The following is a 12,451-nucleotide window of genomic DNA, read 5'->3' on the forward strand; positions in this document are numbered from 1 at the left end:
AATGAAGGTTTTCAAATGCAAAAACAACAAGGTTTCACGTTAATTGAGTTAGTTGTCGTTATCATTATTTTAGGTATTTTAGCGGTAACAGCAGCACCTAAATTCATCAACTTACAGGGTGATGCGCGTGTTTCTACATTGCAAGGTGTAAAAGCGGCAATTCAAAGTGCAAACAGCTTAGTGTATTCAAAATCAGCTTTAGCTGGTGTAGAAAAAGGTGATACAGATGGTAAGGCGACTGTAGATATAGGAACTGGAATAGCATTGAACGTTGTTTTTGGTTATACAGCCGGAGAGGTTGCAGATGTCATCAATGCAGTTGATATGTCTACTGATGATTGGGGTGTTACAGGTACTGGTGGTACGGTGAAAATTCAACAAATAGGTGCGCCAGATTTGTGTTTCTTTGAATACACACAGGCTACAGCAACAAGTTTACCGACTTTTTCAAGTAAAAATGCTGATGGAGATGTTATTTCGTTTCCTGTAGCAGCAGACTGTTAGAGTTTAATTTCTGCCAAATAAAAGCCTGCTTTTGCAGGTTTTTTACATTTTGTAAGTTTCAGTGTGCTGGCTGTAACGAAGATAGCTTGATGTTCAATGTTAAAATCATACTTGAAAGTGAGTAAACGTCAGTTTGCGAATTAATCTTATTTCACGCCCTAAGGTTTTAATATATGCGAAAGCAACAAGGTTTTACATTAATTGAATTAGTTGTCGTTATTATCATTTTAGGTATTTTAGCGGTAACAGCTGCACCTAAATTTATTAACCTTCAAGGTGATGCTCGCGTATCGACATTGCAAGGTGCTAAAGCGGCAATTCAAAGTGCGAATAGTTTAGTCTATTCAAAAGCGGCATTAGCTGGGGAAGAGAAAAACCCATTAGGTTCTGTTGATATTGGTATTAGTGATGGCGCTGCAGATCCAAGCAATTTAGTGGCAACTGTTTATGGCTACCTTGCTGGAACTTCTAGTGCTATTGAGCACGCAGCATCGTTTGAGAGTTCTGAGTGGGAAGTTAACGATGTTAGTAATGGCATAGTCAAAATTCAACAAATAGGTGCGCCAGATTTGTGTTTCTTTGAGTACAAACAGGCTACAGCAACAAGTTTACCGACTTTTTCAAGTAAAAATGCTGATGGAGATGTTATTTCATTTCCTGTAGCAGCAGACTGTTAGAGTTTAATTTCTAGCAAATGAAAGCCTGCTTTTGCAGGTTTTTTACATTTTGTAAGTTTCAGTGTGCTGGCTGTAACGAAGATAGCTTGATGTTCAATGTTAAAATCATGCCTGAAAATGAGTAAACGTCAGTTTGCGAATTAATCTTATTTCTCGCCTTAAGGTTTTAATATATGCGAAAGCAGCAAGGTTTTACATTAATTGAATTAGTTGTCGTTATTATCATTTTAGGTATTTTAGCAGTGACAGCTGCACCTAAATTCATCAACTTACAAGGTGATGCCCGAGTCTCTGTGTTAAATGGAGCTAAAGCCAGTATCCAGAGCGCCAATAGCCTAGTGTATTCAAAAGCTGTCATCGCAGGTGTTGAGAGAGGCAGTGCTACTGGCAATGCCAAAGTCGATATTGGGATTAGTGATGGACAAAGCCCTGCAACTGATTATGTTGACATAGTGTATGGTTATCTTGCAGGTACTGCAGATGCTATTCAGCATGCTGCAACGTTTGATGATGCCGAATGGGACGTCACTGATGATGGGAATGGTACTGTGACCATTCAACAGATAGGCAGCCCAGATACTTGTATAATTGAATATACAGAATCGACAGGATTAGGAAATCTTCCAACATACTCAGCGACTCCTATAGCATCAAGCTGCTAATACCAATTACGAATTTAAAGGCCTGCTTGCAGGCCTTTTTTATGGGCTAAAATTAATAATATTGGTTTTACTCATGACCTGATAAGGATTTCTACTGAAAGGTATTTTTAGTAAAGGATATCAAGACGTTTATGTTATATTTTGCCATACTGTATATAGAGAAATGTTACTAAAGGCACTGACCATTCGAATGTTTCAAACTCGGGGTTTAAAAAATACATTGGGGTTTTCACTCATTGAGTTAGTCACTACTATTTTAATAGTAGGGATTATCGCTGTGTTTGTTTTGCCTAAATTATTACCTGAATCAAGCTATAGTGCCCATGCTCTTCGAAATGAATTTATCAGTGAGCTTAGACACGTTCAAATAAAAGCATTAAATAACAGTGACCGTTGTTATCGTATTAGTGTTTTTTCAGATGGTTACCAACTCAGCACTTATCAACATAATATTAATAACGCCTTTGCAGGTTGTATTGATGCACAGCTTATTCGAACTGAAGTGAAACAAGATTTTAGTAGTGGTGCAATCATCGAGCTAGCAAGTAATGGTAATACTGATTTTACTATGGATTTTGACAATCTAGGTCGAGCTAACCTTGGCTGCAATGGGGCGTGCTTTGTCGTAAAAGCAGATGAAACGCTCAATATTGCGATGGAGTCTGAGGGGTATGTGTATGCTTTATAATTTATCTTCCTCAAGAAACCTATTAGTAAAATCTCTTCATAACAGCGTGATTAAAAACTCACAGGGTGGTTTTACCTTAATCGAACTTGTTATTGGCATGCTGGTGTTAAGTATTGCTATTGTCATGCTCACCTCTATGTTACTTCCTCAAGCGGATCGTGCTGTAGAGACCTTATCTCGGGTTCGATCTGCAGAGTTGGCTCATTCTGTAATGAATGAAATTTGGGGTAAGCGCTTTGATGAAAACACTAATTCTAACGGTGGTATTCCGGCGTGTAATTCTACAGCGCCTAGTAACCCCGGAATAAACTGCTCAACGGTCTTAGGCCCCAATGGTGAAGGGCGAAACGACTTTAATGATGTTGATGATTATCATGGGCTGAATATCAATAGCAACATGCTTGATTCAACTCAAACCTATGCCGATGTGTATTTAGGCTATCAAATGCAGGTAGCCATTGAATACCGAAACGGCCAAGCCGAGAAATTAATCACTGTGGATGTTACAACACCTTCGGGTGAAGTTATCACTTACCAAGCGGTAAGGAGTAACTATTAATGAAAAGTAAAAGAGGTTTGCAACAAGCTGGCTTTACCTTAGTAGAAATGGTCACTGTGATTATTATTCTTGGTATTTTGGTGGTGGGTGTAAGCAGCTTTGTTATATTTGGTACACGTATTTTTGTTGAATCTAGTTCTGTTGGTCAAGTTCTAGGTCAAAGCCGCTTTGCTGTAGAGCGAATGACCCGTGACATTCGCCATTCTGTGCCAAACAGTGTCCGACTCCGAACAGCTAGTTTAGGCATCTTTCAATGCATTGAGATGCTTCCAATTGAAGCCAGTAGTAGTTATCTTAAACTACCTATTTATCCTGATTCTGCTTCGAGTACTGGCACCATTGTTGATAATAATATTGCAGTTAACAATGGCATGTTTGCGATTGTGTATCCTCTTGCTAATGAAAGTATTGGCGGTGTTAATGATATTTATCAAGCATCAAGAAATAAGCGCTTTGAGGTGCAAAGTGCCACTTCAGCAGCGGACAAAATAACCCTGACATTTGCTAATTCAGTCCAGTTTGCTGAACAGTCCCCAATTAAGCGAATTTACTTTGCTAATCAACCGATTAGTTATTGTTTTGAAAGCCCAGTAGGCTCATCTGATGTGAGTTTGTATCGTTATTCAAATTATGGCTACATAATCAGCCAGCCAGTGCCATCGAATATGGGCGCAGGTGTGTTAATGGCTGAAAATATTACTAATAGTTTACTCACAGAACCTGCAATTAAAGTGACAGAGCAAAACTTAATGACCAACTCAATTGTGCACCTTGAACCTCGCTTTAGTGTTAATGGTGAAACCTTCAAGTATCAGCATCAAGTGCAGGTGACCAATGTACCTTAATCACTCATCACTAAAAGATTGTCACATGAATACTAGGCTGCGTAAGCAACAAGGTAGTGCGCTGGTGATTGCCGTATTTGTATTAATTGTCATGTTTCTACTGGCAGGGACCTTAATTCGAATGCTGGCAGATGGTGATGAGTCAGTCAATGTTGAAGTGTGGGGAGCTAGAGCGCTTTTTAGTGCCAATAGCGCTGCAGATGCTGAGTTGGCTAAATTATTTCCGCTGTCAGGTGCTGTGGGTGTTTGTAGTGCGACTTCAACCTGGACTCCACCTAGTTCATTAGGTTTTCATGGTTGCACTGTCGCCGTGACCTGTAACCCTATTAGTGTAGATGGAGTTACTCAGTATCAAATAACCAGTAATGCAGTGTGTGAAACTGGAGATTGTGCTGGAAATGCAGCTACGAGCAATTGTTTAAGAGTCAATCGCCAAGTGGAGGTAGAAGCACGTGGAGATTAGATTCTTTACTTCATTAATGTGTGTGTTGATATTACTGAGTAATAGTGTCAGAGCAGATTGGAGTGATACTTTCTTAGAGGGAGTCAACAACATCGATTCTCAGGGGGAAATTCGCACTAATAGCTCCCTCATTATTAATGCACCGACTAACGGTCAACTACCTACTCATAATTATATTCAAGGTGGGAATGCAGCTGCAAAATTATGCGTCCCATTTAATGGTAATGCTAAGGATTGTAAAGCTGGTAATTACGTCGCCACACTGCCGGTAAATCGATTGGATTTTGCACAGTGTGAGTCATCAAGCACAGAAAATATTGGCCCTCCAGAATGGAATAATAAAACTATTCAAGTGGATGAGGGAGAGTACCAAAATATTACTATTGGTAATGGAGGCGATCGTACCATTGAGTTTATTTCCTCTCATACTGAAGGGGTTTATAAAATAAAGTCGCTATCGGGTAGCTCAGGTAACATAATTTTTTCTCCTGGCCAGTATTGGGTAGAATCTTTAAGTTTAGCAGATGGCGTTAATATAACCTTACCAGCTTCTGGTGCGGTCAGTTTTTTTATTAAGAATGATTACAGCCATACTAATTGGGGGTTGAACAATAACCCTGAACAGCTTTTGTTTTACAGTTATGGCAACTTTTCAATGCAAGGGGGCTCAAGCTTAGAGGCTTATGTCGTTGCAGAAGGAAATGCAGATATTGCGGGAAGTGCAGAGCTCACAGGGGCGATCACTGCTTCAAACATAAATATGGAAGGAAGCTCGAGTGTGACATTTGATGAAACAGCAGATCAAATTTCGGTCGTGCCCAGCTGTAACTCTTCGCCAGCACCTTTCCACATCCAATATGGCAAAGCAACGTCTACTTCTGTGGCTTTTGATGATGCCTTTCCTACGGGCGTAACACCGCTGGTGTTTATCATGCCGACAATTTCTGAAACTAATCCACTCTCCACTGATGGCCCCCAAAGTGCTTTTTTATCAAATATCAGCGAAACAGGCTTTACATGGGCAAGGCAAGAACCACCAGGGAATATAGTTTCTAGCGCCGATATGCCCGAAGTGCATTGGGTTGCTGTGACTCCTGGAACACATGACCTATCAAATGGAACGCAACTTATCGCAGGTTCGGTCGAATATGATTTAGCGCTTATTGGGGCGAATAATAATTATACCAGCGTGACAATGGACTCATCGCAAGACGTTTTACTGAACCAAATGCAAACAAGTAATAATGATTGCTGGTTAACCAGTACTTCAAGGTTTAGTAATACAGGTATTCAGCTAGCCATGGATACCTCTGAAGTGCGTTCAAATAATAATAAATGTCAGCCAGGCAATTTGAATAATAACCAAATCGATGCCGAGACCATCGCTTATATGACCGTTGCTTCTGGTTCAGGCGCCTTGATATTAAACGGTGAGGACCTCAATTATCACTTTGGAAATTCACAAACTTTTTTCAATACCAATAGCATTAGAGATGTGGAATATCAATGTAGCGTGACCACCCCCTTAACGGGTTTTACTGACGTTCCAATTTTAGTGGCTGGTAAAACTAATCGCCGTGGTGGTGATGGTGGTTGGTTAAGGCGTTGTCAGTTGACGAACGATCTAGTCAGTATGGTTGTGGATGAAGATACCTATCGAGATAACGATCGTAGACATATCTGGGAAAACTACAGTTTCTTTGCGCTAGAAAGAACAGAACCGGTTTCGCAATGTTTTACTGATGACTTTAATCGCACTTCTTTAGGGACCGATTGGGTGGCTGCGAGCTCGAGCGGCAGTTTTACTCCTTCAATAGTGAGTAATAAACTTCGTCTAACTCAAGCGGCTGGCAACCAAGCAACTTCAACGACTTACCAACGTTTATTCCCAGCTGCTGATAATTTAATTGAAATTGAGTTCGACCATTCTGCTTATGATGGCAACGGTGCTGACGGTATTGCAATGGTGTTTTCTGATGCATCAATAACCCCACAGCCAGGTGCTGCAGGGGGACCGTTAGGTTATGGCTATAAACCAGGCGTTGATGGGTTTGCTGGTGGCTGGTTAGGCATTGGTATTGACGAATATGGTAATTTTTCGGCAGAAGGGGGCGATAATAATATTGGACGCCGCCAGCAAAGCGTTTCGATACGTGGCTCGGGCAGTGGCACGTCAGGCTACCCATATCTACGCGGAACGTGTAATAACGGCACCACTAATACTACTGGCGACTGCTTAACTCCACCTGTTGATGACAATGAGAATGACAATCATCGTTATAGAATCGTCATTGACTCTCGTGTGTCAGGGCAGTCGTTAGTGTCAGTCTCTCGTGATACTGGCAGCGGCTTTGTCGAAATCGTTCCCCAGTTTGATATTTTATCTTTCGCATCACAAGCTGCAGTGCCTGATGACTTTATCTTATCGATAACAGGTTCAACAGGTGGGGCTAATAATGTCCATGAAATAGATGACATAGAATTTTGTGCACTTGACTCAAGCCCTGTGGGGGTTGTCATTGATCATTTTGAATTTACTCATACCGGTTCTGCGTTAACTTGTAATGCTGAGCCAATGACTCTAACTGCTTGTGCTAACGCAGATTGTACTCAAACTGTACCAGACTTTGTTACTGCGACCTTGAGCCCTGCAACCATCGCTACAGGTGGTGGTTGGGTTGGTGGCAACGTAGTCAGTTTTAGTGGCGGTAGCACTAATTTATCACTCAGAAATAATACCGCTGGCTCAGTAACGGTTGATGTCACAGGCTCAACACCAGGCGCTAAGCCTTTTAGTACCACATTATGTAGTGTTGCTGGTTCAACACCAACGGCTGAGCAATGTACCTTTAACTTTGCTGATAGCGGTTTTATTTTTACTGTACCAGACAAGTTAGCGAATAAACCCAGTGGTGCTATTAGTATTTCAGCCGTAAAAAAAGATACCGAGACGTTGGAGTGTACACCGCAGTTTGAAAATGTGACTAAAAGTGTTGGTTTTTGGAGTGATTACGTCAATCCGAGTTCGGTTATTTCAGCTTCAAGTGTGTCGGTAACTGGAACAGGCGCTGCAACAGATATCGGCACGAGTATTGGCGCTCGAACTCCTATAGCACTTCAATTTGATGCCAGTGGTATTGCTGAGTTTGAAGTGAATTACCCCGATGCAGGCGCAATTCAGTTAAATGCCCAATACGATGGCACAGGCGAGGAAGATGGATTGGTGATGGTCGGTGCAGACCCATTTGTCAGTTTCCCAGCTGGTTTATGTGTAAAACCTGTGGATGCCAATGCTAGCTGCACAGCAGGTGATAGTAGTTGCGATGTGTATATAAAAGCCGGAGAAGACTTTGATTTAACGGTTCAAGCAATGGCTTGGGAGTCTGATAGCGACACTGATTATTGTGACAATTTAACCACGCCAAATTATGTTCATGCAGGTATTGTATTAGGCAGTAATCTTGTGGCTCCAAATCCTGGAGAAGCAGGCACTCTCGGTCTAGGGAACTACGACCATGTGGCTGTTATTAATAGCCAAAACACCATCACTCAGTCAATTAGTGAGGTGGGTGTATTTGAATTTACCGCGAAAGCACCCAGTGAATATTTAGGTTCTACCTTTTATGATATTCCGAAAGCAAGTTCTGGCAATATAGGCCGCTTTATCCCTGACCGATTTGTTGTTAGCAGTGTGAGTGTCCTTCCCGCATGTGGGATTTTCAATTATATGGATCAGCCATTTTCGATGGCGATGAATATAACTGCATTTAATATTGGCAGTGAGGTAACTAAGAATTACCAAGATGCTTTTGCATACGCGACCGGTATTTTAGTGGGGGAAAATTCAGATGATGGTGACGACAAACGTAACCGAATGAGCGCTTTACCCGTCTCTGCAAGTTCATGGGTTGCGGGTGTTGCAACTGTAGATAGTAGTTATATGGCTAGCTTAAGTCGAACCACTGCTCCTAGTCAAGATGGGCCTTTTGAAGACTTTGATATTGGGCTGATTGTTGTTGATAACGATGGTGATCCGCTTAATCCTCAGGGCTATAGTTTTGTCGCCGACCCAGATATGAATGCTGCGACCTCTGGTACTTGTGGCAGTAATTGCGATGCAAAATTACTATCAAATCAACGTTTTCGTCATGGCCGTGTGGTGATGGACAACACGTATGGCGCTGAAAACGACACGCTACAAATGCCAACCAGAACAGAATACTGGAATGGACTGGCTTGGGTGACCAATACTGATGATAGTTGTTCAGTCGTAACCCCTGCGTTAGCCAGTCAAGTCGATGATCTGTCGTTGGGATACAAATTTGAACCCAGTTTAACAACGGGTCAATTAATCGATCGAACTGGGCAAACTGGCAGTTTTTCTAACGGCGAATTTACCTTACTGTGGAATGCGATTATTACAGGTTCAGCTGCTGATTATCGCGGTCAAGTAACCGCTCCTTTGATTGTGCCCGAGTGGCTACAGTGGTATTGGAATTGGGAAAACGCTTCGTCGACAACTTTGTATGATCCAAGGGCGAGTGCGTACTTTGGGCGTTATCGTGGCCATGACCGAATTATTTATTGGCGTGAAAAACGATAAACAAGTTACATAATGGCTGACCAAATGGATTATTTGCAGCCTATTGGGTTTTGCATCGTCAAAATATATTCTTGAACGATTTTTTGACGGAGACACAGTATTAAATACTGTTGTTTTTTTACTCGTTATTTTGTTGTTTTTATGCACTTATGATTTAATTTGCTAATAAAGCGAAAAAAACACCGAGATTAGCGATTGTTAACCTGTTCGGTCTTGTGGAAACTGAGCTGCATTGATAAAGTTACCTGATTTTTCTTTCTTCTGACGTTACAGAATACAGGCTAGACACATGTTCAAAAAGCTGCGTGGAGTTTTTTCAAACGACCTATCGATCGATTTAGGTACGGCAAATACATTAATTTACGTTCGTGACGAAGGTATCGTGCTTAACGAACCATCTGTCGTTGCCATTCGTGGTGAGCGTGGCAGCAGCGGACAAAAATCAGTGGCTGCTGTAGGGACAGACGCAAAGCAAATGCTTGGTCGTACTCCTGGAAACATTCAAGCTATCCGCCCAATGAAAGATGGTGTGATTGCTGACTTCTATGTGACTGAAAAAATGCTGCAGCACTTCATTAAGCAAGTGCATAATAATAGCTTTTTCCGTCCAAGCCCACGTGTTTTAGTTTGTGTTCCAGTAGGTGCAACACAAGTAGAACGTCGTGCAATTCGTGAATCTGCCATGGGCGCAGGTGCACGCGAAGTATACTTAATTGAAGAGCCAATGGCGGCAGCGATTGGTGCAGGTTTACCTGTGTCAGAAGCAACGGGTTCTATGGTTGTTGATATCGGTGGTGGTACCACTGAAGTTGCTATTATCTCGTTAAATGGTGTGGTGTATTCTTCATCGGTGCGGATTGGTGGTGATAAATTTGATGATGCCATCATTAACTATGTACGCCGTAACTACGGAAGCCTGATTGGTGAAGCAACTGCAGAACGTATTAAACATACGATCGGTACTGCTTATCCTGGTGACGAAGTGCTTGAAATTGAAGTTCGCGGCCGTAACCTTGCTGAAGGTGTGCCAAGAAGTTTCACTCTTAACAGCAACGAAATACTTGAAGCGCTGCAAGAGCCATTATCAGGCATTGTTAGTGCAGTGATGGTTGCACTTGAACAGTCTCCTCCAGAACTTGCCTCAGATATTTCTGAGCGCGGCATGGTGTTAACTGGCGGTGGTGCATTACTTCGTGATTTAGACCGTTTATTAATGCAAGAAACAGGCATTCCAGTGATGGTTGCCGATGATCCATTGACATGTGTTGCTCGAGGCGGTGGTAAAGCACTTGAGATGATCGACATGCATGGTGGCGACTTATTCTCTGAAGAGAACTAAAGAGCGAAACAATGGCGGTGTAGACTCTGATGATATTATTAAGAGTGTCACCGCCTACAAATTATGAAACCCATTTTTGTTCGTGGCATATCGCAACAATTCAGATTAACACTGGCAATTTTTTTGTCGGTGGTATTACTTATCGCTAATGATCGCCTCGATCCTATTCGTCAGTCTATTTCCTCTGTATTAAGTCCCTTACAGTATTTAGCCAACGTGCCAGGTTTATTATTGGATTGGTCAGCAGACTCCATTGCAACCCGCAATATGTTGGCTCAACAAAATAAAGAACTATTACGGCAACAACTAATGATGTCAGAACGATTACAACGTTTTGAACATTTACGACAAGAAAATGTACGTTTAAGAGCTTTACTGGGTTCTCCTGTCCACATGGATGCTCGTAAAGTGGTTGCCGAAGTCATGGAAGTAGCCAGTGATCCGTTTCGTCATTATGTGGTACTGAACCATGGTGCACGTACCGGTGTTTTTGTCGGGCAATCAGTCGTAGATGCCCAAGGTGTTGTTGGCCAAGTGGTTGAAGTGAGTGAGTTAACGAGTCGGGTATTATTGGTAACCGATCCGACGCATGGCATACCTGTTCGAATCACTCGAAATGATGTCCGCGCGATGGCTCAAGGCACTGGTGATATTGATGAAATTGAACTGCGTCATGTGGCCAAAAGTACAGACATCGTAGTCGGTGATTTATTGGTGACTTCTGGTTTAGGTCAACGCTTCCCTGAAGGCTACCCTGTCGCGCGAGTGATGAAAATCTCCCGTGATGCTGGGCAAAGCTATTCTGTGATTTCAGCTCAGCCGTTAGCTGCATTAGATCGAATTCGCTACGTGTTGCTGATTTGGCCTGACGACAATTTAGATGATCTGCCTAGTTCAATCCATTCAGAAATATCAACGATTGATAATCCAAGCGTGGAACCAGAAACACAAGACGAGGGCAGTCAATGAGTGCACATATTGCCAATGGCCGCTTTGTCGTATTAGTGACAATTTTTATTGGGATGATGTTTCAAATCATGCCACTGCCTAAAATCGTCGAAGCTTGGCGACCAGATTGGTTGCTAATGGTAATGATTTACTGGGCGATGGCCTTACCGCATCGTTATAGCATCTTAACCGCTTGGATCTTAGGCGTATTATTGGATGTCTTGCTAGGGGCAACCTTAGGTATACGTTCCTTGGCATTTTCGATTGTGATTTATGTGATTGTGATGCAATCACAGCGACTGCGAAACTTTACCCGTTGGCAGCAGTCTATTTTAGTAGCCATTTTTATATGTCTTTATCACTTTATTATTTACTGGGTTGAATTTGTTGTTAATGGTGTTGCCTTCGATTGGGCGATGTTTTTACCTGCTATCTCGAGTATTTTTATGTGGTGGTGGGTGTTCTGGGTGCTTAGAAATATTCGCCGTAGTTATAAGGTTCGTTAGATATGGGTTGGGTGCTCGCTTCCACTTCTCCAAGACGTAAAGAGCTATTTGCTCAAGTTGGATTCACTGAAAAGCATTTTTCATTTGATCAGGTTGCACCAGATATTGATGAGTCGCATATTTCAGGCGAACCTGCTGCGGACTTCGTTGTTAGATTAGCTAAAGAAAAAGCCCAAACAGGCTTAGCTTTGTGTCCTAATGGCGAAAGCCATAAGGTGCTTGGCTCAGATACTATTGTGGTATTAGGTGAGCAGATATTAGGTAAACCAGTAGATAAGCAAGATGCGCAACGCATACTTTCTGATTTATCAGGGAAAACACATCAGGTAATGACGGCAGTAGCGGTGACCAATGGTAAGACTACACTCACTAGACTGTGCCAGACGGAAGTGACTTTTTGTCATCTGACACTAGATACAATTAATGCCTATATCGACACACAAGAGCCAATGGATAAAGCGGGAGCTTACGGTATCCAAGGTTTAGGTGGTTGCTTTGTAAAGTCGATAAAGGGTAGTTATTCAGCGGTAGTCGGTTTACCTCTTGTTGAGACGCGCGAATTACTACATGAAATGAATCAAATTGAATTAACTTAACTTTTCGTTCGCAAACATGTGAATTTTACTGCGCTGACTATCAAAAAATATACGCGTGAGT

The 12,451-nt window shown here is 42.0% G+C and carries 12 protein-coding genes; all 12 read left to right on the forward strand.

Annotated features, from left to right (window positions below):
- Positions 1-15: 15 nt before the first annotated feature.
- Positions 16-504, forward strand: coding sequence for a type II secretion system protein (locus tag L2737_RS13680; protein WP_248956062.1), 489 nt, complete (start codon positions 16-18; stop codon positions 502-504).
- 173 nt (positions 505-677) lie between these two features.
- Positions 678-1,181, forward strand: coding sequence for a type II secretion system protein (locus L2737_RS13685; protein ID WP_248956063.1), 504 nt, complete (start codon positions 678-680; stop codon positions 1,179-1,181).
- 173 nt (positions 1,182-1,354) lie between these two features.
- The gene (locus L2737_RS13690) at positions 1,355-1,843 is read left to right on the forward strand and encodes a type II secretion system protein (RefSeq protein WP_248956064.1); all 489 of its coding nucleotides are present in this window, start codon (positions 1,355-1,357) and stop codon (positions 1,841-1,843) included.
- Positions 1,844-2,033: 190 nt separating this feature from the next.
- Positions 2,034-2,531, forward strand: a complete 498-nt coding sequence (locus L2737_RS13695; protein ID WP_248956065.1) for a type II secretion system protein — start codon at positions 2,034-2,036, stop codon at positions 2,529-2,531.
- Positions 2,521-3,090: a type IV pilus modification PilV family protein gene (locus tag L2737_RS13700; RefSeq protein WP_248956066.1), complete on the forward strand. Its 570-nt coding sequence runs from the start codon at positions 2,521-2,523 to the stop codon at positions 3,088-3,090. The genes L2737_RS13695 and L2737_RS13700 overlap by 11 nt, the downstream gene beginning before the upstream one ends.
- Positions 3,090-3,935, forward strand: a complete 846-nt coding sequence (locus L2737_RS13705; RefSeq protein ID WP_248956067.1) for a PilW family protein — start codon at positions 3,090-3,092, stop codon at positions 3,933-3,935. The genes L2737_RS13700 and L2737_RS13705 overlap by 1 nt, the downstream gene beginning before the upstream one ends.
- 25 nt (positions 3,936-3,960) lie before the next feature.
- The gene (locus L2737_RS13710) at positions 3,961-4,398 is read left to right on the forward strand and encodes an MSHA biogenesis protein MshP (protein ID WP_248956068.1); all 438 of its coding nucleotides are present in this window, start codon (positions 3,961-3,963) and stop codon (positions 4,396-4,398) included.
- On the forward strand, positions 4,388-9,001 hold the full coding sequence (locus L2737_RS13715; RefSeq protein ID WP_248956069.1) for a DUF6701 domain-containing protein: 4,614 nt from the start codon (positions 4,388-4,390) through the stop codon (positions 8,999-9,001). Before L2737_RS13710 ends, L2737_RS13715 begins: the two co-directional genes overlap by 11 nt.
- 289 nt (positions 9,002-9,290) lie before the next feature.
- Complete coding sequence (locus tag L2737_RS13720; protein WP_055022908.1) at positions 9,291-10,340, forward strand: rod shape-determining protein; 1,050 nt, start codon at positions 9,291-9,293, stop codon at positions 10,338-10,340.
- A 63-nt stretch (positions 10,341-10,403) separates the two neighbouring features.
- Positions 10,404-11,309, forward strand: a complete 906-nt coding sequence (gene mreC, locus L2737_RS13725) for a rod shape-determining protein MreC (RefSeq protein WP_102527447.1) — start codon at positions 10,404-10,406, stop codon at positions 11,307-11,309.
- Positions 11,306-11,794 (forward strand): rod shape-determining protein MreD, encoded by a 489-nt coding sequence (gene mreD / locus L2737_RS13730; protein ID WP_102527448.1) that lies wholly within the window; start codon positions 11,306-11,308, stop codon positions 11,792-11,794. Before mreC ends, mreD begins: the two co-directional genes overlap by 4 nt.
- Before the next feature lie 2 nt (positions 11,795-11,796).
- The gene (locus L2737_RS13735) at positions 11,797-12,390 is read left to right on the forward strand and encodes a Maf family protein (RefSeq protein ID WP_248956070.1); all 594 of its coding nucleotides are present in this window, start codon (positions 11,797-11,799) and stop codon (positions 12,388-12,390) included.
- Positions 12,391-12,451: the final 61 nt, after the last annotated feature.

Origin of the sequence: Shewanella electrodiphila (assembly GCF_023283985.1) — a bacterium.
In the GTDB taxonomy this organism is placed as follows: domain Bacteria; phylum Pseudomonadota; class Gammaproteobacteria; order Enterobacterales; family Shewanellaceae; genus Shewanella; species Shewanella electrodiphila.

Excerpts from the sequence above, each read along its gene's own strand:
- L2737_RS13680 (WP_248956062.1), top strand. The coding sequence starts at position 16 with ATGCAAAAACAACAAGGTTTCACGTTAATTGAGTTAGTTGTCGTTATC.
- L2737_RS13685 (WP_248956063.1), top strand. The coding sequence starts at position 678 with ATGCGAAAGCAACAAGGTTTTACATTAATTGAATTAGTTGTCGTTATT.
- L2737_RS13690 (WP_248956064.1), top strand. The coding sequence starts at position 1,355 with ATGCGAAAGCAGCAAGGTTTTACATTAATTGAATTAGTTGTCGTTATT.
- L2737_RS13695 (WP_248956065.1), top strand. The coding sequence starts at position 2,034 with ATGTTTCAAACTCGGGGTTTAAAAAATACATTGGGGTTTTCACTCATT.
- L2737_RS13700 (WP_248956066.1), top strand. The coding sequence starts at position 2,521 with ATGCTTTATAATTTATCTTCCTCAAGAAACCTATTAGTAAAATCTCTT.
- L2737_RS13705 (WP_248956067.1), top strand. The coding sequence starts at position 3,090 with ATGAAAAGTAAAAGAGGTTTGCAACAAGCTGGCTTTACCTTAGTAGAA.
- L2737_RS13710 (WP_248956068.1), top strand. The coding sequence starts at position 3,961 with ATGAATACTAGGCTGCGTAAGCAACAAGGTAGTGCGCTGGTGATTGCC.
- L2737_RS13720 (WP_055022908.1), top strand. The coding sequence starts at position 9,291 with ATGTTCAAAAAGCTGCGTGGAGTTTTTTCAAACGACCTATCGATCGAT.
- mreC (WP_102527447.1), top strand. The coding sequence starts at position 10,404 with ATGAAACCCATTTTTGTTCGTGGCATATCGCAACAATTCAGATTAACA.
- mreD (WP_102527448.1), top strand. The coding sequence starts at position 11,306 with ATGAGTGCACATATTGCCAATGGCCGCTTTGTCGTATTAGTGACAATT.
- L2737_RS13735 (WP_248956070.1), top strand. The coding sequence starts at position 11,797 with ATGGGTTGGGTGCTCGCTTCCACTTCTCCAAGACGTAAAGAGCTATTT.